The 21,814-nt window shown below is 51.6% G+C and carries 17 protein-coding genes and 1 tRNA gene; 10 read left to right on the forward strand and 8 right to left on the reverse strand.

What is annotated here, in order from left to right; translation table 11 throughout:
- The gene (locus HZB75_01235) at nucleotides 1-1,248 is read left to right on the forward strand and encodes a ThiF family adenylyltransferase (GenBank protein QQG51115.1); all 1,248 of its coding nucleotides are present in this window, start codon (nucleotides 1-3) and stop codon (nucleotides 1,246-1,248) included.
- Here HZB75_01235 and HZB75_01240 read toward each other — a convergent pair.
- The gene (locus HZB75_01240) at nucleotides 1,241-2,215 is read right to left on the reverse strand and encodes a nitroreductase family protein (GenBank protein QQG51116.1); all 975 of its coding nucleotides are present in this window, start codon (nucleotides 2,213-2,215) and stop codon (nucleotides 1,241-1,243) included. The two genes, HZB75_01235 and HZB75_01240, sit on opposite strands and share 8 nt — an antisense overlap.
- A 60-nt stretch (nucleotides 2,216-2,275) precedes the next feature.
- On the opposite strand from HZB75_01240, the gene HZB75_01245 reads away from it, so the two are divergent.
- A complete protein-coding gene (locus HZB75_01245; protein QQG51117.1) occupies nucleotides 2,276-4,450 on the forward strand; it encodes a hypothetical protein in 2,175 nt (724 codons plus the stop codon).
- Here HZB75_01245 and HZB75_01250 read toward each other — a convergent pair.
- The 4 genes from HZB75_01250 to HZB75_01265 all read right to left on the reverse strand — a co-directional run bounded on the left by HZB75_01250 (nucleotide 4,412) and on the right by HZB75_01265 (nucleotide 8,900).
- Entirely contained in the window at nucleotides 4,412-4,633 is a 222-nt protein-coding gene (locus HZB75_01250; GenBank protein ID QQG51118.1) for a hypothetical protein, read from the reverse strand. The two genes, HZB75_01245 and HZB75_01250, sit on opposite strands and share 39 nt — an antisense overlap.
- A 93-nt stretch (nucleotides 4,634-4,726) precedes the next feature.
- Nucleotides 4,727-6,085, reverse strand: coding sequence for an isopeptide-forming domain-containing fimbrial protein (locus HZB75_01255; protein ID QQG51119.1), 1,359 nt, complete (start codon nucleotides 6,083-6,085; stop codon nucleotides 4,727-4,729).
- A 261-nt stretch (nucleotides 6,086-6,346) separates the two neighbouring features.
- Complete coding sequence (locus HZB75_01260; protein ID QQG51120.1) at nucleotides 6,347-8,062, reverse strand: hypothetical protein; 1,716 nt, start codon at nucleotides 8,060-8,062, stop codon at nucleotides 6,347-6,349.
- 40 nt (nucleotides 8,063-8,102) lie between these two features.
- Nucleotides 8,103-8,900: a hypothetical protein gene (locus HZB75_01265; protein ID QQG51121.1), complete on the reverse strand. Its 798-nt coding sequence runs from the start codon at nucleotides 8,898-8,900 to the stop codon at nucleotides 8,103-8,105.
- A gap of 517 nt (nucleotides 8,901-9,417) precedes the next feature.
- Here HZB75_01265 and HZB75_01270 point away from each other — a divergent pair.
- Both HZB75_01270 and HZB75_01275 read left to right on the forward strand, forming a co-directional pair.
- Nucleotides 9,418-9,963, forward strand: coding sequence for a hypothetical protein (locus HZB75_01270; GenBank protein QQG51122.1), 546 nt, complete (start codon nucleotides 9,418-9,420; stop codon nucleotides 9,961-9,963).
- 133 nt (nucleotides 9,964-10,096) lie between these two features.
- Nucleotides 10,097-10,171: transfer RNA gene (locus HZB75_01275), tRNA-Glu, on the forward strand.
- Between the two features lie 48 nt (nucleotides 10,172-10,219).
- Here HZB75_01275 and HZB75_01280 read toward each other — a convergent pair.
- Nucleotides 10,220-10,999 (reverse strand): hypothetical protein, encoded by a 780-nt coding sequence (locus HZB75_01280; protein ID QQG51123.1) that lies wholly within the window; start codon nucleotides 10,997-10,999, stop codon nucleotides 10,220-10,222.
- 1 nt (nucleotide 11,000) lies between these two features.
- Nucleotides 11,001-11,600, reverse strand: coding sequence for a hypothetical protein (locus tag HZB75_01285; GenBank protein ID QQG51124.1), 600 nt, complete (start codon nucleotides 11,598-11,600; stop codon nucleotides 11,001-11,003).
- Between the two features lie 364 nt (nucleotides 11,601-11,964).
- Between HZB75_01285 and HZB75_01290 the strand changes: the two genes are divergently transcribed.
- A complete protein-coding gene (locus HZB75_01290; protein ID QQG51125.1) occupies nucleotides 11,965-13,665 on the forward strand; it encodes a hypothetical protein in 1,701 nt (566 codons plus the stop codon).
- A 44-nt stretch (nucleotides 13,666-13,709) separates the two neighbouring features.
- On the opposite strand, the gene HZB75_01295 is transcribed toward HZB75_01290, so the two are convergent.
- Nucleotides 13,710-14,789, reverse strand: a complete 1,080-nt coding sequence (locus tag HZB75_01295) for a M20/M25/M40 family metallo-hydrolase (protein QQG51126.1) — start codon at nucleotides 14,787-14,789, stop codon at nucleotides 13,710-13,712.
- A 113-nt stretch (nucleotides 14,790-14,902) separates the two neighbouring features.
- On the opposite strand from HZB75_01295, the gene pyk reads away from it, so the two are divergent.
- From pyk to HZB75_01320, 5 genes are read left to right on the forward strand one after another with little or no spacing between them, the layout of a single operon-like run.
- Entirely contained in the window at nucleotides 14,903-16,327 is a 1,425-nt protein-coding gene (gene pyk / locus HZB75_01300) for a pyruvate kinase (protein ID QQG51127.1), read from the forward strand.
- Between the two features lie 26 nt (nucleotides 16,328-16,353).
- A complete protein-coding gene (locus HZB75_01305; GenBank protein QQG51128.1) occupies nucleotides 16,354-17,580 on the forward strand; it encodes a phosphoglycerate kinase in 1,227 nt (408 codons plus the stop codon).
- A 37-nt stretch (nucleotides 17,581-17,617) separates the two neighbouring features.
- Complete coding sequence (locus HZB75_01310; protein ID QQG51129.1) at nucleotides 17,618-18,391, forward strand: triose-phosphate isomerase; 774 nt, start codon at nucleotides 17,618-17,620, stop codon at nucleotides 18,389-18,391.
- 16 nt (nucleotides 18,392-18,407) lie between these two features.
- Complete coding sequence (locus HZB75_01315) at nucleotides 18,408-19,661, forward strand: hypothetical protein (GenBank protein QQG51130.1); 1,254 nt, start codon at nucleotides 18,408-18,410, stop codon at nucleotides 19,659-19,661.
- Between the two features lie 18 nt (nucleotides 19,662-19,679).
- Nucleotides 19,680-21,797 carry a UvrD-helicase domain-containing protein gene (locus HZB75_01320; GenBank protein ID QQG51131.1) on the forward strand — a complete coding sequence of 706 codons (2,118 nt, stop codon included), beginning with the start codon at nucleotides 19,680-19,682 and terminating at the stop codon, nucleotides 21,795-21,797.
- Nucleotides 21,798-21,814 lie beyond the last annotated feature (17 nt).

The raw sequence follows: 21,814 nt of genomic DNA on the forward strand, positions 1-21,814 counted from the left end.
ATGGGCCAGGGAAGATTGACCACGACAAACCACGAGAGCGTGTGGCCGGATAGCCTGCGACGCGCTGCAAAACGTACGCGGCTCGATAGCGACGGTTGGCGGCCTATTGTTATTGAAATGAAGCATGCAAAGGCCGCTGCGCAGCTCGATACACTTATTAATGACCATCCTATTCATAAGATTGTCGACAACTACGACGAACAGTACGCCGAACTAATTGTTAGCCGGCATCCGCAGTTATACCAGGCGACACTTGCGGTAAAGCAGGAATCGCTAAAGCCATATCTTCACAAACACTACGACGGTAAAGAGCCTTGGCAGCTTGGCTCGTGGGCGTATTTTCCATGGAGCGGCACGCTCGTTCATTTGCTTGAAAAGGAGCTATTCTTAGAATCTCGAACTATCCGCAACAAAGACCTTATCACCGTCGCCGAGCAGCAAAAGTATGCTGATTTTACTGTTGGATGTGCCGGCATGAGTGTCGGAAGCAACGTGGCGTTGTCGCTTGCAATATCGGGCGGGTCGCAAAAAATTAAACTCGCGGATGGTGCGGTAATTAGCGCCTCTAACCTTAACCGAATCATGGCAGGCGTCCAAGAAGTGGGCAATTCTAAATCTGCTGTCATCGCCCGCAAATTGTACGAAATGAACCCGTACATGGAGGTGGAATGCAACCTCGATAATATCACCGAAAAAACGATCGATAGTTTTTTTGAACAGCCATGGTCGCTGCGCGTTGTTGTCGATGAAATCGATGATTTAAAAACGAAAATATTACTAAGAATAGAAGCACGCAAGCGGGGTATTCCGGTTGTTATGGCAACCGATTTGGGCGATGACGTCATGCTGGATATTGAGCGATTCGATCTTAATAAAAAACTTCCTCTTTTTCATGGGCTTGTTCCAAATGTCGAGGAGCTGCTAACAAAAGAAGTAAGTAAGCGCGAATGGCTAAAGTATGCAACGGCGATTATTGGGCCGCACAATACGCCGCTTCGCATGCAACAATCGTTATTAAAAATAGGGACGAAACTAGTGACCCAGCCTCAGCTTGGTCCTACGGCGGCAATGTCCGGAGTTGCCGTGGCGTATGCTGTTCGCCAACTTGCAACAGGCGAAAAGTTACGTAGTGGCCGAACACTTATCTCGCTCGATAAACACCTGCGTTCCGATTTAGTGACGCTACGATACCGACGCTCGCACAAAAAACATACGCGTCAGCTAAAGCGTGCGCTAGATGCTATGTAGTCAGCTCTTCGACTTCTAGGCGTGGAGATGAGCGTACGAAATGCGCCGGCTTGCCGATACGAAGCATCGATTGAAGTCGGTCTGAAGTGCCGAGCATTTTTTCGATATCTTCATGAAAACTCGCGGCCTCAACTGGTGCTGCAAGTGTACATTGGGCAAGACCACTGTCGGCAATTTTTAGGGCAACCCGCAAATATGCCCGCCCAGCTTGTAGCCAAAAACTCGGCACGTCTCCTGTTGTCCCGATAAAAACGAGTGCCGAAGCATCGTTAACACGTTGTTGGTCGTGTCGGGCTTTAAGTGGCAGTCCAATACCCATTTTTATAGATAATTTGCCAAATATAGAGCCAATCATGCCTTCGCCTAGCGTATAGCCATGCATTCCTGTGCGCGAGGGCGACCAGTTATAGTGAACGAGATGATACAGTTCCTTGCGGAAATCTGGGCTACTAAGCGCGAGTGACATCGCCTTGAATGTGTATTCGCCAACGCGGCGTATCGATGCTTCATCTTGCATAAAGTGAACGTTGACGCCTTCTAAATCAGCGACTGCTTGTTGGCACTGCGCGATAAGACTTTGCGGGACTTCAGCTGGCTGCATTTTTTCGCGGTACGTGTGGCGCTTTTTAAGTGCGCTTAAAATGGCGGGTTGTTCAGGTTTGTTGCTGGTTGTTATTTTTAGCACAGCAATAGTTCCTTGTAGCGAGCTGGTCTGCGTGCTGACGAGTTCGGCGTTTAGTCCCAACCCCTCGGCGGCTTGTAGCGCTGCTTCGAGGCATATGCCAAAGCTAAGCCATGTTTCGCGCCCTGTAGGATCACCAGGTCCAAGAACCCGATCGAGCTCGACGGCTATCGAAACAAGGTTGCCATCTACAATAAACTTCCATGGCTGAGCGTTATGTGCCGAAGGCGCAAGCCGGGCGTAGTCGAGGAGTTCAGAGATATGAGAAGGGATTTCTTGCTTCATGCGTGCCTAACTTTATAAAACTTTATAGTTTTACTATAACATCGTAGTATTATAAGTGTAATGCTTGAGCTTATAATACTTCTCATCTCCGTAGTTGCTAACTTTGGGCTGGCCATGGTTGTTATCGCTAAAAACCCGCACGGGCGCGTCAACCGGAACTTTGCACTTTTAGCCCTGTCGCTAGTTGTATGGCTAATTGCGAATTATATCTCTACGCACCCTATATTTCTTGATCAGTTAACATGGATTCGAGTCGCTATGGCGACAGCCAGCATTCTATCGATGTCCATGCTGCTTTTGACGAACGTTTTTCCGCAGGGCGAGGCATATCGCAAGAACCTTGCAAGGCTTGTCATTGTATCTGGCTGCGTTGTAGCATTGTTAGCGTTAACCCCCTTGGTTTTTAGTGGTCTTGAAGTATCTGGCTCCTCGGTCACCCCAATACCCGGACTGGGCATGGCGTTGTTTATGCCGTTTGTTTTCGCCTCCTTATCTGGCAGCATCTATATCCTTTTTCGACGCTTTCGGTTACTAAAGGGGAGACTTAAAGAACAGGTACGATATGCGCTTATCGGGGTTATGGTTACCTTTACGCTTCTTGTACTTCTTAACTTTGTTGTTATCATCGTATTTCGTAATACGTCGTTTATCTTTCTGTCGCCACTTTTCGGCTTGGTGTTTACGGCGAGTTTTGCCTACGGAATTATACGACTCAAGCTCTTTGATATTCGTTTGATTATCGCGAGATTCGTTGCTTATCTCTTGCTTTTGCTTGTTGCGGGTCTGCTTTATGGTTTTTTGGGGGCGGCGCTATCTTTTTTCATCATAGGTGTGCAACCAAGCCTTGCGCAGATTCTTGTTTCGACATCGGTCGTCGGGTTTCTGGTTCTCTTCGTTCAGCCACTTCGCAAGTTCTTCAACTACATTACAAGGACGATCTTTTACCAAGACGATTACGATACAAAAAGCGTCCTGGATAACCTGGCGACTGTACTTGTGCATTCTACCGAGACCAAACCATTGGCAGCGGTGTCGCTAGCAATTTTAAAGAAGGCGCTTAAATCTGATTTTATTACATTGGTACTTATGGACGAAACGGCCAAAGATGGCACGAAGCTGCTTGGTGATGACCATAACTCCTCGGTTTTTTCTAGCATAACTCCACAGCAATTTCGCCGTCATGTTGCCGATATCATGAGCTTCGATTTAATTGAGGCGCCGGCTGATCATTTTCATGGAGAGATGCAAAAAGCAGGTGTGTCGATTATTGTACGCTTAGAGACGAAGAGTGAGATTGTCGGCTATTGTATCTTTGGTTACAAGACGACAGGAAGTGCCTATTCCGAACGTGATATTGATTTAATACGAATAGCAAGCGACGAGCTAGCGGTGGCGATTCAGAATACTCTGCGCTTCGAGCAGATTCAAGGGTTTAACGACACGCTTCAACAGCGTATTGAGGATGCGACAAAGGAACTGCGCGAAAGTAATGCGCAGCTTCAACGCCTCGACGAGGCAAAAGATGAGTTTGTGAGCATGGCCTCTCACCAGCTGCGCACACCGCTGACTAGCGTAAAGGGGTATATCAGCATGGTGCTAGAGGGGGACGCTGGCAAGATCACTTCTATGCAGCGTCAGTTGTTAAGTGAGGCATTTATTAGCAGTGAGCGCATGGTGCACCTTATTAGTGACTTCTTGAACGTGTCGCGTTTGCAAACGGGAACGTTTATTCTTGAAAAGAAGTCTGTTGATCTTGCAAAGATAGTGACGCAAGAGGTCGAGAGTTTGCAAACAACCGCTCATGCTCATAACTTGAAACTCCACTATCGTGCTCCGTCGTATTTTCCTGTGCTCAATATCGATGAAGGTAAGATACGGCAAGTGCTTATGAACTTTATCGATAATGCAATCTATTACTCTGAAGAAAATACGACGATTAGTATTACGCTAGGTGTTGATGCCGGTTATGCAGTCCTTGAGGTGAGAGACACTGGTATCGGCGTGCCAAAGGAAGAACAAGCACATCTGTTCTCGAAGTTCTTTAGGGCAACCAACGCACGCAAGCAGCGCCCCGATGGTACGGGTGTTGGTTTGTTTCTTGCGAAGAAAGTTATTACGGCGCACGGCGGCTCAATGGTGTTCTCATCTATCGAGAACGAAGGCAGTACGTTTGGATTCCGTTTGCCAATTAAAAAACTAAGCGCCAGTAGCGATACGAACAAGCTCGATAAGTAGCCAAACAACAACGATAGCGACGCCCGCGGTAATAAGTACGGGCTTTGCGATACGCTTTTTCTCGAACCACCACTGCTGAATTTTGTTGCGCTTTACGGCGCTAATACGTGTGACAACCGGTCGCGTGACACTAGCGTCTTGGCCGGTATATACTTTGTTGCGTTTTTTCTTCTGTTTTGCCATAGATGACTATAGTATAAACAAAAATCACCCCCGTGTAAAACGAGGGTGATTGATCTGAGGCTAAATCGCTTCAGTAAGTTGAGCGGTCAGTCTCTATAGTGAGCGGCGGCTAGCTATGTAGTAGGCGATAGCAGCGATAAGTGAGGCAGCACCAACGACGGCAACAAGGCCATCACCAGCACCAGTCTTTGGAAGCTCTTTTGGAGTTTCTGGGACTTCAGGTTTTTCCTTACAGCGATCGTCGCCAACAGGGATACCTGGCTTACATTCATTTGGTTTCTCGACACAAGTTTTGCTGACAGTTACTGTCGCAGTGTCGCTCTTGCTGCCGTTGTTAGTTTCGGCAGTTGCGGTATTAACAAGGGTGTTAACGCCACATTTTTCGAGCTTGCTGTTGTCAACAACTTTCGCTTTGAACTTTACGTATACAGCAGCACCTGGGTTGTAGTCGCCAAGGTTGATACCTCGTGCAGTAACGTTGTCGCTGGCAAGCGTCCATTTGTTACCTGTGTTCGAGTTTGAGTAGTAAGTACTACCCTTTACGTACTCTAGGCCAGCAGGAAGCTTGTCTTTAATGATAACGTCCTTCTGGAGGCTCGTACCGATGTTCTTGTACTTGATCTTGTATTCTACTTCTTCGTTTGGAAGAGCGGTAATAGTTTCGGCATATTTGTTCTCGCCAGGTTTACCAACTTGCTTCGAGATTTCGAAGTTAGGCTGGTCAACGCGGAACTTGAACGTTACATAACCAGCAAACTCGTTACAGCCAGGAAGCTTACCGTCGAGGGCGCTGTACCCAAGTGGTGTTCCGGTGGTGTAAAGGTTGTTTGGCAATGTTTTACCGTTTACTGCGCCGTTACTGTAGATCTTTGCAGAATCAGGAACGTAGCGAAGTGCGTAGTTGCCGCTTGCTAGTCCGTAGGCTTCGTCCCAAACCTGTGCTGGGTTGGCGTTTGAGGCACCAACAAAACCAGTAATTCGAGCTTTTTCGCCAGCTTTTACAGAAGCAGGCATCTGTACACGCATAAATGCGTTTTTGGCGATACCTTTATAGTCGTGAGCGGCGTCGTTAAGACTGCTTTTCGCGTTGTTGTGGTAAAACACCGTTACGGCGTATTCTTTACCTGGCTGCAGGGTAACCTGCTCGCCATAGGTGCTGTTAGGTGCTGAGGCTTCTTTGATTTCAACAAAGTTGCGCTCGTCGCCCCACTGCGGGTTATTGGTGATAGAGTTGAACGTTACGTAGTCGGCAGGATTCTGCACGGTAAACGTTGGACGATCCGGGCCCCAGGCAAACAATGCTGCCGGAACCAATACGGCTGCTGCAACGATCGCAAGACCTGCAGCACGCTTTGGTGCTCGCTTGATAGCGTCGATGATTTTCTTCATACACTCTCCTTTACTAGTACTCCACATACTAGAATTAATGGATTTGATAAAATTATACAACATATTACTTAAAAAGTAAATGCTTATGCTCAGTGAAATTTAAATTATTAATGTACCATTTTCGGGGCAAATCAGATCATTACAAAACATTGGGGTTGTCCAAGGAGCTACTAGCCAACTGCGAGCATAAATGCCCAGGCAGGGAATAGCTCCTTGGGGAAGTACATGCACTGTTATGTGCGCACCTCACCGCGAGGCGACCGTTGGCGACACTGGGTCGCTTCGGGCCACCTCGCGGCGTGGTGTTCCTTCGAACCGAGCCTCCTAGGAGGCGTCAGTCCGACGACGCTGCCGCGACACCCCTAGTCCCAGAGGGAAGAGGAAGAACGCGGCGAGGAGAGCGAGTCCGAGCCCTCCGCCGGTACCTGACGATGAGGCCAGGGTCATGGCGGCGGGTTCGACGTCGCCGTCAGCCGGGGCCGTGTTCGACGGCTCCGGCTCGGGGATCGGGTCACGCGTCGGCTCCTGGGTCGCCCCGGGTGCCGGCTCGGTGTTCTCGTCCCCAGGCTGATCCGTCGGATCGGCCGGGTTGGGTTCCACGGGGTCGGTCGTCTCGACCGGTCCCGGAGGCTCCTCCTGAGTCGGGTCGTCCGAAGGGACGATGACCGGACCCTTGGTCTCCGAAGGCGTCGGCGACGGTGAGGTCGACGGCGTCGTGCTCGGAGACGGGGTGGTAGAAGGAGTGGTGCTCGGCGTCGGCGATGGTGAGGTCGAAGGCGTCGAGCTGGGTGTCGATGACGGGGTCGTCGACGGGGTGGTGCTCGGCGTCGGCGACGGTGAGGTCGACGGCGTCGTGCTCGGAGACGGGCTCGTCGTGGACGGCGTCGGGGACGCAGTCGTTGACGGGCTTGTCGGTCCGGGCGAAGTGGGTACCGGAGGCTGGGGCGGAGTGATCTTCACGACTCCTGTGCAGAAGTTCGTGCATTCCGTCAGGACTCCAGTGCACTTCTTTGCCGCCTCGGTGTTGGCGACGGGCTTGCCGTCCTTCATCACCGGGACGGTGAGGATGACGCGGACCTGGGAACGTGCGTCCCCGAAGTCCTGAATTGCGCCAGTCTCGATACCGCGTGTGTTGATCAGCGCGCCCGTAGTGCGGACGATCGGCAGCTTGTCGGCCGCCGCGCCCACGTTGGGTCGCACTGCGTCACGGGCCTGCTGGTCCGTGACTGTGGAGTTGATCACCAGGATGACACGAGTGTCGAGCCCGGTGGTCTTCTCCAGGTTGGCGTACTGCTGCGCGTCTTCCCACGTTCCGATGTGCTCGGAACGCTGGTTGTAGGCAGCGATGTACGCGGTCTTCTTGGCTTCCGGCAGAGCGTTGACGCGCTCGACCAGGTTGCCCCACGAGGTGACCGCACCCTTGCCGTCGTCGAGCGACGGGCGCAGGGTGGTGTCGTTCGTGGTGTCCGCGCCCGCGACGGGCTTGGACTCGGTGGTAGCCGGGTCGTTGGACACGAGGTCCACCGTCTCGGCCTCGCCCCCACGGTTGTACGTGAGGGACGACGGGATGTTCTGCGGCGCGCCGTTGTCGACGCTCGAACTCGTGATACCCACCATGGCGATGTTGAACACCACCAGGAAGGCACTGAGCCCGAACGCCACCCACGCCACGTTCCTCGCCTTGGCGGCGTGGAACGCGATGGTGGCGACGGCCGCACCGACGCAGAGCAGAACGACGATGAACTGGACGAACCCGTTGATGGGGGCCTCGATGAGGCCGACCAACGTAACGAGGAACGCCAGCGTGAACGCCGTGAGCCCTGCTGCGACCACTCGCTGCGAGAATGCCCATGCACCGAACGCCGTCAGCAAGCCGACGACGAACAGTGGCAGGAATCCCAGCGGAGTGAACGCCGTCAGCAGGACGCTGAGCGACGTCAGCCCGAAGGCTGCCGCGGTGTAGGGGAGGCCCCGCTTGGCGAAGATCGCCGCGGGGACCACCAGAAGGACAGAGAGCAGGATCCACCAGGCGATAGCCACGGGGTCCTCCTCCTTTCTGAACCGAAGTTCGGTAGGTGGACTAGCTGTGGGCCGGGGTGGATCGGTTGTTCTTGCCCTGAAGCTTGAACGTCCAGCCGGCCAGCGCGAGCGCCCGGTTCAGCTTCTCGATCGACGTGTTGTCGGGGAGAATCTGAACGAGGACGGCGAGCAGGTCGAGCTGCTTGTCGCTGAGGCCAGCCTCGAGCCGCGACCGGATGTCGTCGGCGCCGAGGTCGTTCAGCAGGGTGACGATCGCCGGGTTGAGCCCGGTGGCGTCCTCGAGGGCCTTGACCCTCTGGTGGACGCCATCGATCCGCTCGTCGACCTTCACGAACTTCTCGTTCGTGCGGCCTTCGAGCTCGTCGATGATCTCCTGGGCCCTGGCGAGCAGGGCATCCAGGTCGACACCGCCGTTGTCGCCGCCACCGTTTCCACCGCCGTTGCCGCCGCTACCACCGCTCGCCGCCACGGGGGCGGGAACGGGGATGACGACGGGGATGGGCGAGGGTGCCGGGACGGGCACGGGGGTGGTGCCGGTGATCAGGGTCTCGGCGGCGCTCAGGAGGTTGTCGATCTTGTCGACGGACCCCTCGAGCACCGCGAGGGTGACCGTGGTCCGGGTGGCCTTGGTCTGGTTCCACGCGGTAGCCGCCTCGTCGAGCCGCCGGGCGGCCTTGTCGAGGTTGGCGTCACGCTGGTCCAGCTCGGCGACCTTGTCGGTGTCGAGCACGCGGTCGTGCTTGACCTCCAGTCGAGTCGCCTCGAGGAGGAGCAGCAGCGACTGGTGCCGACCGTGCTGGGTACGCAGAGCGTTGGTGAGCGTGTTGAGGGTGCGCATCGGGGGTCCTTTCGGGAGCCGATCGTTGTGTCGTCGCCGGGCGTGTTGCCGGCAACGGCGAGCGTACTCTTTCGAGATAGCCAGCATGTAAAAGATTACTCCACGTAATCTCCTACATGCCAGCCACCTCAAAAGAGAAGGAAATAACAGTTGCATGTACATATCTACGGAGAAAGATTTCTCGACGTAGTGCTGCAAACTGCAGCACGGCTCACATAAACAAGTTTACGTGTGCGGTGCTACAGTCTACGGCGATGTACTGTAATGATCCGATTTGTTAACGTTCCCGTCCGCATTTCATACACACGAATGATGTATCTAATTTATCACAAAAGCCCACAAATGTCAATACTTAGGTAAGGCGCGAACAGTGGTGAAATTGTTTACGGTTACAATATATAATTGACATATTTACATTTATTATGTTTAAATATAAATAAGTCGCACCACAAGGAGGTTGCTTTAACACGACCAGATGTTGTGTACCTGCGATAGCACTTCGACCGAATGAGGAAGAATGACCCAGACCATGAGGGTTGGAAACACCCTGCTTAACCGCCTTCTCCGGGGAGAGGCTCGTCTTCACGAGCTGATCGACATGCCGGAGTTCGCGGGCGCTATGGTTACGGCCCGTGAGGCCGTGATCCAGGCGTTCATGTCGGCACAGACCGGCAAGGGCAGGCGCAAGGCCACTCCGGGCTACATGCTCGGGCTCGACGAGAACATGTCGAGTCTGGCACGGTTCGTTCACGACCACCTCGGCAAGGATGCACGCACGCGCGTGTTCTCGCCGGCTGGTCTGACCGAGGCTGTTCGCTCCTGGGACATCCGCCACAAGGAGACCGCTGCGGACATCGTCCGTCGCGAGATCATCATGCGCGTCCTGATCACCATGAAGGGCGCGCACGAGGTCTACTACATGGCGGACGGCAGCTGGAACATGTACCAGAGTGTGATGGATGGTCTCGACGAGATCGAGGCCGCCACCCGCAGCTACCAGGAGAACGGCGGATTCCACCGCTTTCCCCAGCAGGCCACGCGTAAGCGTGTGCTCGTGAGGTAGCGTTCGTCGTCGAAGTGAGGTAGGCGACGCGGAGGCCAAGTTGGCTCCGCGTCGCCTACCAGACGACACCCCGAATAGGGGCTTTTTATTTCCAAAATAATCTGTTACAATAGCAAACGTTAATTTAACAAATGGTCTCATCGTCTAACGGTTAGGACACCAGGTTTTCATCCTGGCAATCCGGGTTCGATTCCCGGTGAGATCACCATAGAAAAAGCACCATCAATTGTATGGTGCTTTTTCTATGGTCTATAGGTTATTGTAATTCTACCAATATGCCGCTTGTTTTCAAGAAAGGCCGCAGTATCGTGCCGTCACCGCGACGCCAGCGTGAGGCGTCGAAAGCGAACCCGGGAGGATCGTCGCCGTTGACGACGGTTGTGCCTACGATTGAGGTTTGATTTGCGCCGCTGCCAGTAAGGTCGCTGACTGGTGTTGCGATCGAACTTTGATTGAACGCCCATAATGCCGACGGATCAGAGGTAAGCCAATTTTGTAAAGAGGTCTCGAGCCCTGCTGCCTCGAGCGCTGTATCCCCCGCACCATCTGCCGACCAAGGAAGGGCATTTGCCCATGCTGCGCGGGCTGCAATACGGCCGTCGAGGTTGTCGGTTTCTGTTTCGTAGGTAAACCGGATACTTCCGTCGGTGCCAGGACTTGTCCAATCTGTCATAGGTGAGGCGCCGGCTTGGTGTGTCCAGATTCCGCTGGTAAAGTTATAGAGCGAGAATCGTGGGGTTGCGGTGCCCTGCGCTTTACGAACGACAACCAAGTACCAGACATTAGCGGTTAAGGAGGTGGCGTCGCTTGATCTGCTTGGGAGTTCAAACCATGTCAAGACGTTACCGCTCTGCCATAAAAGGAACGAACCAAGTGCCGTGCCGGCGGCATTGTGAGGATTGAAAATCGGACGATAATTACTAACGGAGGTTCTTTTAATAATAGCCGCAACAGTACCGTATTGAAGTCCCGAAAGGGCGCCCGTTGAGAAGATTATATCGTCATCTGTCGCATTGCTGAATTCGCGGACGGCCACGCTACGCCTCCATCATCCATACATCGCCGTTGTCCATATTGGTCGGCTCGATAGTGCCGCCAATCCAAAATACCATCTGGGCGTTTGGCCGCGCTTCGCTGCCAGTAGCGACGGCGACAGTCGCCACGGGCGACAGTGTCCAGCTGTTGTCGCCACTGAGAAACGTATCGGCGCTTGGGGTTCCCGACCCAAGCTGCGCTAGGGGGACATATCCCGAGCCGTTTAGGTCTGCTTTGGTGGCAAGGCCTGGCACGGTGGGTGCAGTAGCAGTTCCGCCAAGATCGCCAGCAAGCTGCACAGTTCCCGGGGTCGAAGCAGTGGCGAGAGCGGCACTGGGGACGTCATCCCACTTGAAGCCGCCACTACTAAGGCTGTCACGGGTGAGGATTTGGCCGTTGGTCCCCGTACCGTCGGCAAGTTTGTCGATGGTAATTGCGCCGTCTTGTAGCTTGGTGCCGGCGATAGAGGCATCTTGGATGGCCGACGAAGTAATGGCGTCGTTTTTGACTGTGCCGTCACTATTATGAGATACGACAAGATAGTCGTTGAGAATCTCTCCCCATAGGCCTTCGTCTGCACCGGGCTGTGGCAATCGTGCCATTTGCTACCATACTCCTATTACTATGGATTTAGTTTAGCATGAGCGTTGTCCCGGGGAGTAGTGTTTTTGCGAATGGATCGGACGGATTCTTAATATCATTGTCGTGAAAACAACGATATGAAAAATTGCAAATCATCTGTAGTAATGTTTTCACATACTTTTTTGAAGACTATTTGATAATGCTTGTGCTTGAATACGTACACATATCAGGCAGATAATGGCGGAGCTACCGCAAGTTATCAGTCGGAATACCGACACGTTTTGCGAATCCAACACATCCACAAAATATGCATGAGCACACGTTTTTAAGCGTGGGCGTAACTTCGATAGCTGTATAAAAACGCAACTTTAAGGAGTATGTAAAATGAGTACAGCTGATCAACTAAAAACCGAAAAAAGCGAGCGCCGCTTAACGGCCGAAGCGCGTGACCTTACCGATCTTGAGTGGTGTCACGAGGCGGATAGAGAGGGCGAAGTTTTCTCGGTACGCCGTAACCCCGAGACGTTTTACGAAGTTATTATCGAAAGTAGAGTGCCGTTTGAGCAACGTAGGCAGGAAACACCGCCCGCTATGTGGGAGCTTATGGAGGCCGAGGTTGCGCCTATTAGAGGTAAAAAAGGATTTGTTCTTAGTTCAACCATAGAAGGCGGCGGCGTGGCTATGCAAGAACCGCCAGCGCTGGATCTGTTGAATGAAATGGGCGCCGATGTGACGTGGCTTGTATCCGACAATGACCCCGAGGCGTTTATTACGACGAAGAAAATGCACAACCTTCAGCAAGATGTGCTGGGCGCGGGCGAAACCTTTACCGCCGAGGATAAAGCGAAGCATAAAGAGTACGGCCTAAAGAACTTCCGTGGCATGATGGAGAACGTTCCGGGTTTTGCAGAGGCCGACTTTTACTGGATTGAGGATCCTCAACTTGCGGCGATGATTCCGGAACTGATGAAAATCAACCCGAACGCAACCTTTATTTACCGTAATCATATTCAAACCGACCGCGACAAAATGGCCGAACCTGGCTCGCCCCAGAATCTTATTTATGAATATCTGCGCGATGAGTGTGCTGTTGGCAAGGTGGATGCCTACGTGGCGCACCCCGTAGAACAGTTTGTTCCGTACGGTACCGAACATGTTGTGGCGATGCCGCCAACAAGCGAGCTGCACGAAGATCTTAACCGTGAAGTGAGCGAAGAGGAAAAACAAGAGAAGCTTCAGTGGCTTGACGGCCAGGTAATGAAGCAGAACTTTTTACGCCGTTATGCAAACCGTGAACAGTACATGCGCGAACATGGCGAAGAACCAAGCGACGAAGAGTATTACAAAGACGACCAGCCGCTATTTGATAGGAGCCGCAAGTGGCTAACTGGCTTTGCCCGGTTTGATAAGGCGAAGGGGCAAGAGTTTAATATGCGCCTTCAAATGTTGATTACCGACAAGCTGGTTAGTCTAGGTGCGCCTGAAGAGCTGATTCCGCACACGATTATTACGGGCAATGGCGCCACTGATGACCCTGATCGCAATAAAGTACTCGCCGAGATGATTGAACTTCGGGGCACCCGCTATGCCGATTATGCGAAATACATTACGGTCGTGGGGCTAGAACATGACTTTACCGCAGTAAACGTGCTACTTGCAAATAGTATGTACACCGAAAACTTCTCGGTTGCTGAAGGGTTCGAACACCGTCGCACCGAAGGAATGCTGAAAGGTACGCCGTCGCTTTCGAGTAACGCAGGTGGCTTGCCACTTCAGGGTAAAGATGGCGAGGGTGGATTTGTCGCCGATCTTGAGCGTATGGACGAAGAGCTTGACCGTATCGCAGACGAAGTTGTTGCAGATATCTTAGATGAAGCAAGGTATGCGGCTCGCAGAGAGGCGACATTGCAGTGGGCCGAAGAGTTTAGTAAACAGGAATTGACCACTGTCGCCAATGTAACGCGATTTGCTCGAATTGTGAATGGCAAGGGTGATAGGAAGTGGAAGATTGGCGAAATGCTGAAGGACCGAGAGGCCGAGGGGCGACGATACACCCAGGAGATGGGCGCTCGCGCAGCACAATAGAAAAATACTACAAATAAATACCCCGTAGAATGCGGGTATTTATTTTAGAGCGATTGTTGCGGCAAAAGCCAACGTTCGATAAGTTTGTAGTAATTGCCCAAATCTTCGGCGAGAAGCCATTCTTCGTCGGCGTGACGACCATGGCCGTAGGGTTCGGTTATGATGCAAGGGATGTCGTACTCGGCGAAATGCCGACCGTCGGTGGCGCCGTACGATTCTACGTATTCGGGCTCACCGCCTCTTTGTTTGCGGTAGGCATCGAGAAACGGTGTGACGTATGGCGAATTTTTATCGAGCAGCAAAGGATAGCCCTCGTGAGAAATGGTAAATTCTAACGAGTATTCCTCGGCAATTTGCGCTGCCAGCGAACGGCAAAGGTTAAGCTCGTCGAGGCTGAATGTTCTAAAATCAGCAGTAGCGACCGCATAGTCGGCAATTTGATTGATCGCATTGCCAGCGTTGAGCGTATTGATTGTAAGCGTGGAGTCGTCGCTAGAAGTCAGAGGATAGGCATTGCGAAGCATCTGAAGCGCGTCCATAAGGCGATGCAATGCATTTTCGCCCTCCCATGGACGTGACCCATGGGCACTTTTGCCATTTGCGATAAACTCTATCCCCAAAAGACCTTTGGCGCGCTCTTCAATTTTCCAATCCCCACCACCGTCTGGTATGAAAGCAACCTTCGGACGAAGCCCCAAAGCGAACACGTCGGCAATGCATGCGCCGCCTATCTCTTCATCGGTTGTTATAAGAAATCCGATATTAAGATTGGAAAGTTTGTCGGCGTGATTTTTAATAAACTCAAGGTAGCAGGCGGCGGCAAACTTCATGTCGTACGATCCGCGACCGTAAAGCCGCCCATCGGTTTTTTGGATGGTGAACATTTCGGGGCTTGCGGGAACGACATCTAGGTGGGCGAGCAAAAGAATATCAGGGGTCATGGTGTTCTGTGTTGTCGCAAGAAACCAAGGGTTTGGCGTGTCGCAATTTTCGTGAATGTAGAGGTTTAGTCCGTCGAATTTGCCGCGTACGAGCTTTAAGATTTCATGACAGGCGGCAGAGTTGCTGCTGACGCTAGGGATAGAGACTAGCTGTGATAGGGTCTTTTCAAGATTTTCTTGCACCGTAGCGCTCCTTTCATAGAAAGACTAAAAATAAATAGAAACATTTAGTCTAGGCAATTACTTACTATACATCTATAGTATGTATTTTGCAAAATAGGGTGTACAATATCCCCATGAGTGTTATTTTTAAACGTACCAAGATCTTGGCCACATTGGGGCCTCCAACAAATAATTATGAGACCATTGAAGCGCTTGCTAATGGTGGCGTAAACGGGTTCCGCCTGAACTTTAGCCATGGCAGCTACGAAGAGCGCGACCAGCAAATTGCATGGATCCGCGAAGCGAGTAAAAAGCACGGCAAGCCAGTTGCGATCCTTCAAGACCTTCAGGGTCCAAAAATCCGCCTTGGAATGCTAACGCAAAACACGCCGGTAGAAAAAGGCGACGAGCTCGTACTTGACCACGCTGCCGAACACGACGGTAAGTTTGTTGTTCCTGTGCAGTACAACCTCGCTGAAAAGGTAAAAGTTGGCGAGCCGATCTATATCTTTGACGGTAAAATCCGTACGACGGTTATCGAAATTCCATCTGCAACGGCAATTAAAGTACGTGTTGAAAACAGCGGAACGTTGATGAGCCGCAAAGGTATCAACCTGCCAGACACCGACTTCGGTGGCGATATTCTTACCAAAAAAGATCACGAAGATATCGAATACGGTGCCGACAAAGATCTTGACTACGTAGCGCTTAGCTTCGTTCAATCCCCAGACGATATCAATAACCTTCGCCAGATTCTTGTGAGCCTTGGTTCAACTGCGCATATTATTGCAAAGATCGAAACTAAAGCCGCTATTAAAGAAGATGTCCTTGAAGAAATCGTAAAAGCTAGCGATGGTATTATGGTTGCCCGCGGAGACCTCGCTGTTGAGGCTGGTGCCGAGGTTGTGCCAATTGTTCAACGCCGTATTATTGCCCTTTGCCGCAAGTACGGAAAGCTAAGTATTGTTGCGACGCAAATGATGGCAAGCATGGTTGACAATCCAGAGCCAACCCGTGCCGAAGTAAGCGACGTGGCAAACGCGGTTATTCAAGGCGCTGATACCGTTATGCTTTCAGACGAAACGGCCAACGGTTCGTACCCGCTAGAGACGGTTGCTGCTATGCGCAAAGTTATTTTGTTTGCTCAGCAGAACACTGTCGTTCCCGAACTTCGCCACGAAGTATTCCACATGAAGAACCCACAGCAAGATGCAATTAGTGCCGCAGCGGTAAAACTTGCCGAGCAGCTAAAAGTTGACGCCATTGTTGCCGAGACAAAATCTGGTGCAACGGCGGCAAACATCGCAACACATCGCCCTAACCTGCCTATTATCAGCGTTACCAGCGATGCGCGTACTGCTCAGCAGCTTGCGCTTACCTACGCAAGTCAAAGCTTTGTTCGTCCAGACGGCGAAAAAGCGGGACTTGATATTGCTAAAGAGCTGAAGGCAGATGGTTACTTTGGTGACACCGAAAAGGTGACAGTGGCCATTGTTAGCGGTCGCCAGCCAGGACTTGCCGGCGCTACTGACACGATTCGTGTTCGCGTGCTAGAATAAAACTAGCCATAAAAGCAAAGGGTGGGATGAGCTTTTTTAAACAAACAATCAACACGGTGCAAATATCCGGCCACACGGTTCTCGTGCGGGTTGATTACAACGTTCCCTTAAACGAAGATGGCACGATTGCGGATGATTTTCGTATTCGTGCTAGTCTTCCCACAATTAAAAAACTACTTAAGGACAACTGTAAGGTTGTTCTTATTAGTCATTTAGGGCGGCCAGACGGTTGGGATGAAAAGTTGAGTCTAGAGCCGGTTGCCCAGCGGCTCGCCGAGCTTTTGGGCGAACCCGTTCGCTTTGTCGATAAGACAATTGGCGACAAGCCACGAATGGCAATTAAGCGCGCGCCAAAACGCAGCGTGATTGTACTTGAGAATCTACGTTTTTACCCTGGTGAAGAAGAAAATAGCGAGCAGTTTGCGCGAGATGTCGCCAAGACGTCGGGCGCGCGTTATTTTGTAGAGGATGGCTTTGGTGTGGTGCATCGCAAGCATGCTAGCACCGACGCAATGACCATGCAATTGCCAAGCGTTGCCGGGTTGCTGCTCGAGCGCGAATATACGACCATTACTAACGCCATGAAAAAACCTAAGCGCCCACTGATTGCCATGCTTGGTGGTGCAAAAATCAGTGACAAAGTAGAAATTATTGAGGCGTTCGTGAAGGTTGCCGACACGATCATTATTACGGGTGCTATGGCGAATACGTTTTTGGCGTACAAAGGCTACGCAATGGGCAAGAGTGTCTACGAGCCCAATCTTACTGCTACAATCGACGCGATTTACGAAGCAGCCAGGCAAAAGGTTGGCGCTGATAAAGTAGATGAATTTATTGTTTTGCCAACAGATCTGGCCGTAGGCAAGGCGATTAGCACAGATGAGCCACGTCGCAACGTGACGCTAGATAGTGTTGCACCAGATGATATCGCCCTGGATATAGGAGATGACAGTATTGATACAGCCGTGGCGCTTATCGAAAAAGCTAAAACCGTCGTTTGGAACGGAACGCTTGGCTATGCAACAATCCCTAACTTTGCGCACGGATCTGCCAGGGTGGCGCTGGCGCTGGCAACTCACCCCGACGTTACGTCTATTATTGGCGGTGGCGATACGGCGGATTTTGTATTGAAGTGGGATTCGCGCCAAGGCGAGAGCTTTACGCATGTTTCAACGGGGGGCGGCGCGAGCTTGGAGCTTATGGCTGGCAAAAAGCTGCCTGGGGTGCAAAGCCTGCTAGACGCCAAGGGCTAATTGCGCTACACTAAGAGCAAATAAGCATAAGTGGTATATGGCTCTAGATAAAAAACTCATCGTTGGCAACTGGAAGATGAACCTCAACACTCATGAGGCAAGTTTGTATTTACACAAGCTATCTGGCATGGTGAGGGCGCATCGTGATGTTCAAATTGTACTGGCGCCAACACTTTTAGCACTGCAATCACTTAGCTTGCAGGTAGATCGCAGGGTATTTAAACTTGCCGTTCAAAATCTTTATTGGCGAGATCAAGGCGCTTTTACCGGCGAAGTCTCGGCCAGCCAGCTTCGCGGGGTTGCCGACTACGCAATTATTGGCCACTCCGAGCGCCGCCATATCTTTCACGAAGCCGACAAAGATATCCGCAACAAAGTACAGGCGGCTATTCGTAACGAAATCAAGCCTATTTTATGTATCGGTGAAACGGTTACCGAGCGCATGGAAGGTGAAACAAACGCAGTGCTGCATGATCAGCTTGTTGGTGGACTTGCAAACGTCACCAGCGAAGAACTACAGCATGTGGTGATCGCGTATGAGCCGGTTTGGGCAATTGGGACGGGCAATAACGCACTTCCCGAAGAGGTCAAGAAAGCGGCTGCGACTATTCGCGCCCAGTTAAAGCATTTATACGGGGCGCAGGCGGCAAAGGACATGGCTATTCTCTACGGTGGAAGCGTTACGGCGGACAGCGCAGCTGATTATTTAGCAACAGAGGGTATTAACGGATTGCTGGTCGGAGGCGCGAGTCTCGACGCACACGTTTTTGCCGAAATTATCAACAAGGCGCATAAGGGTTCGGTCGTTTAAGAAATAGGGGTGGGAAATGAAAGATCTAGATTTTGATGAACTTGACAAAGCGGTGAACTCGCTTATGACAGGTACTAGTGGCGCTAAACAACCATCTCAGGATGAGTCGAACGCAGACGGGGAAAAGACGCTCGATATTACGCCAACGTTAGCGACAGATGCTGCTCCGTCGTTTGAAGACCTCGATAAGGCAGTTGCCAAGACGACAGGTGCTCCTGTTGTAAGTTCGAGTCCAGCACCTGCTGCAGCAACCCCTGCTGTTCCCGCTGTACCGCTGCCTGCTGTGGACGCAACTCCTCAGCCGGTATCGTCTTCAGATGCACAAGCGCCCCTTGCGGCACGACGTGGCGGACGCTTCATGGATGTTGTGCATCCTTCTTCTGACATGAAAAAGACAGTCATTCCTCCTCGCCCCGTATCGCGTGAAGGGGTAATGATCGGACGTACTGCTGCTGCGGCGCCTGCACCAGATGTTTCAGTAAGCGATGATACGCCACAAACTGAAGCTCCTGTAGCTATAGAAACACCAGCCACGGAACCAACAGCTTCGAATAATGAATGGCCTGATCCACTAGAAATGGCAGATTTCAAAGCACCAGCTGCTCCACAAATGACGAACGATAACCTGGCGGCAGATCTTCTGGCCGAAGCCGACAAGGCGGAGCATGAAGAAAAAACAGATGGTGCCACACCACCACTTACCTCGCCGTTTCTTTCGGGCGCTAAAGTAGAAAAAAGACCTCTTGGTAGCGCCGCTCCTACATATACCGAGGATGCGCCAACGGCTGAAAAAGAGGACAAGACGGTCGATGACCCCGATGCGCAACTTCCGGCGTCACCAAGTGACACGCCAGTACAGCTTCCCGAGGAGCTTCAGGGTGATCTCATGGCTATCGAGGCAGATACACACATGGGTGTGCCTAAAACCGACGAATCACACCCTGTGACACCCGTAGAGGCGTTGCCTGAAGAGAAGACTGAACCTGAACCAGTGGTCGCTAAAGAAGAGAAGCCAAAAGAAAAGGCGAGCGAGCCAACAAGCGAGCGAACTGTTCCTACTGGTCCTGTGTCTATTCCGCAACAATACCGCGAAGAACCTAGTACGACCGATCAAAAGGCTGGCACCATCTATGACACCGACTCATATCACAAGCCTCTTGCTCACCCTGCTAAAAAGAAGCCGGGTTGGACATGGGTGATTGCTATTATCGTTATATTGATCGTTGGTGCCGGTGGTGGTGCCGCGTTGTACTTCCTCGGTATCGTATAGTTCGGTATACTAGAGATAATGGATTTACTTAAAGACCTCAATCCCGCGCAGGCTGACGCGGTAAAAACGACGTCCGGCCCGCTTCTTATTTTGGCGGGTGCGGGCAGTGGCAAGACAAAAACCTTGACGCACCGAATAGCATATTTGATTGCAAACGAAGGTGTATGGCCAAACGAAATATTAGCCGTAACGTTTACGAACAAAGCCGCTAAAGAAATGCGCGAGCGTCTGGGGCATTTATTGCAGCAAGACGGTAGCGCCAGGCAATTTATGCCCTGGATGGGGACATTTCACGGTATTTGTGTGCGGCTGCTTCGTATGGACGGCGACAAAATCGGCATATCGCCAAACTACGTCATTTACGACGAAGACGATCGCCAAGGTCTCATAAAGCAGGCTATGAAACAGCTGTCGATTACCGACAAGCAAATCAAACCGCGCGCAGTAAGTAGTGCGATTTCAAATGCAAAAAACGAACTTCGATCGCCCGAGGAATTTGCCGCGCATGCTAACTATCCGTTCGAAAAAGAAGTTGCCAAGATCTATACGCTTTACGAAAAGATGCGCATCGAGGCTGGCGCGCTCGACTTTGACGACCTGCTAATAGAGGCGGTCCGCTTATTCCGCGATCACCCAGAAGTTCGTGCAAAATGGCGTACGCAGTTCAAGCACATTCTTATCGATGAGTACCAGGACACGAACGCCGCGCAGTACGCAATCGTTAAAAGTCTTGTCGGCGAAACACGTAATATTTGTGTTGTGGGCGACGACTGGCAATCTATTTATAGCTGGCGAGGGGCTGATTTTACGAATATTTTGAACTTTGAGCGGGACTTTCCTGGGGCAAAAATCGTGAAACTCGAACAAAACTACAGAAGTACAGGCTCAATCCTTGAGGCCGCGCATAGTGTTATCACTAAAAACGTGCAACGATCCGAAAAAAAGCTTTGGACAGCCGAGCCTGCGGGCGCGCCCGTGCAGGTTCACCCTGTGTACGATGAAAGCGAAGAGGCGTACATGGTTGCCAGCCGAATCAACGCGCAGGCAAGTATCGGTGCGCGCAAATATGGTGATTTTGCCGTGCTGTACCGTATGAACTCGCAAAGTTACACTCTAGAGCGAGCGCTGTTGCAGCACAGGATACCGTATCAAATTGTGGGCGGTGTACGTTTTTATGATCGTAAAGAAATTAAAGATGTTATTGCGTATCTTCGTTTGTTATATCAGCCGAACGACCGCATGAGTTTTAGTCGTATTGTGAATATTCCGACGCGTGGAATCGGCGCGACAAGCCTCGAGAAGTTTCTTACGTGGCAGGCAACAAGTGGATTTGATATTATTTCAGCGCTTATCAATGTCGAACAAACGTCTAGCCTTACGCCTCGTGCAAAAATGGCGTTCGCCCGGCTGGGTGATCTGCTACGGGGGTTGCAGGCAAAGTTGCAGTCCGATAAATCTCCGACAGATATCATTGAATCGCTTATCGAAAAAACAGGCTACCGCGATTTTATTTTAGATGGCACTCCGCAGGCTGAAGAGCGCGAAGCAAACATTGGGTCGCTGGTTTCTGACGCCAAGGCCTTTGCGACGCTGCCCGATTTTCTCGAGGAAGTCGCATTGATGTCGAGTGCCGATACAAGTAGTAACGAGCAAAAAGTAACGCTCATGACAATCCACGCAGCAAAAGGACTCGAGTTTCCAGTGGTGTTCATGGTGGGTATGGAAGAGGGGGTATTCCCAACAGCGCGCGTGTACGAGGCTGGTCCGAACGAACTCGAGGAAGAGCGCAGGCTTTGTTATGTGGGCATGACCCGCGCCCGTGAAGAGTTGCATCTTAGCTACGCGCAAAGCCGTTTACAGTTTGGACAGCGTGGCTACAACCCGGCATCACGCTTTTTGGCAGATATGGGCCATGAAGTAGCCGAAGCGCCAGCTGTGTCGTTTACGGCTAAAAATACCGGTGAATACGATGAATTTAGCGATGTGCCGGCATTTGATATTGGCGATAGTGTTCGTTCGGCACAGTTCGGTATTGGCGAGATAGTCGATATCGACGGAATGGCCGTAACGATTGAATTTGCATCGGGCCAAACGAAGAAGTTGAACGTCGAGTACGCTCGTCTTGAAAAAATCTAATTGACAAAACTATAATT

The sequence above is a fragment of the Candidatus Saccharibacteria bacterium genome, assembly GCA_016432585.1.
Taxonomy (GTDB): Bacteria; Patescibacteriota; Saccharimonadia; order Saccharimonadales; family Saccharimonadaceae.

What these genes read in the sequence shown, in the direction of transcription:
- HZB75_01305 (QQG51128.1), top strand. Translation starts at nt 16,354, where the DNA reads ATGAGCTTTTTTAAACAAACAATCAACACGGTGCAAATATCCGGCCAC.
- HZB75_01255 (QQG51119.1), bottom strand. Translation starts at nt 6,085, where the DNA reads ATGTTGTATAATTTTATCAAATCCATTAATTCTAGTATGTGGAGTACT.
- HZB75_01270 (QQG51122.1), top strand. Translation starts at nt 9,418, where the DNA reads ATGACCCAGACCATGAGGGTTGGAAACACCCTGCTTAACCGCCTTCTC.
- HZB75_01235 (QQG51115.1), top strand. Translation starts at nt 1, where the DNA reads ATGGGCCAGGGAAGATTGACCACGACAAACCACGAGAGCGTGTGGCCG.
- HZB75_01240 (QQG51116.1), bottom strand. Translation starts at nt 2,215, where the DNA reads ATGAAGCAAGAAATCCCTTCTCATATCTCTGAACTCCTCGACTACGCC.
- HZB75_01315 (QQG51130.1), top strand. Translation starts at nt 18,408, where the DNA reads ATGAAAGATCTAGATTTTGATGAACTTGACAAAGCGGTGAACTCGCTT.
- HZB75_01285 (QQG51124.1), bottom strand. Translation starts at nt 11,600, where the DNA reads ATGGCACGATTGCCACAGCCCGGTGCAGACGAAGGCCTATGGGGAGAG.
- HZB75_01265 (QQG51121.1), bottom strand. Translation starts at nt 8,900, where the DNA reads ATGCGCACCCTCAACACGCTCACCAACGCTCTGCGTACCCAGCACGGT.
- HZB75_01310 (QQG51129.1), top strand. Translation starts at nt 17,618, where the DNA reads ATGGCTCTAGATAAAAAACTCATCGTTGGCAACTGGAAGATGAACCTC.
- pyk (QQG51127.1), top strand. Translation starts at nt 14,903, where the DNA reads ATGAGTGTTATTTTTAAACGTACCAAGATCTTGGCCACATTGGGGCCT.
- HZB75_01290 (QQG51125.1), top strand. Translation starts at nt 11,965, where the DNA reads ATGAGTACAGCTGATCAACTAAAAACCGAAAAAAGCGAGCGCCGCTTA.
- HZB75_01245 (QQG51117.1), top strand. Translation starts at nt 2,276, where the DNA reads ATGCTTGAGCTTATAATACTTCTCATCTCCGTAGTTGCTAACTTTGGG.
- HZB75_01250 (QQG51118.1), bottom strand. Translation starts at nt 4,633, where the DNA reads ATGGCAAAACAGAAGAAAAAACGCAACAAAGTATATACCGGCCAAGAC.
- HZB75_01320 (QQG51131.1), top strand. Translation starts at nt 19,680, where the DNA reads ATGGATTTACTTAAAGACCTCAATCCCGCGCAGGCTGACGCGGTAAAA.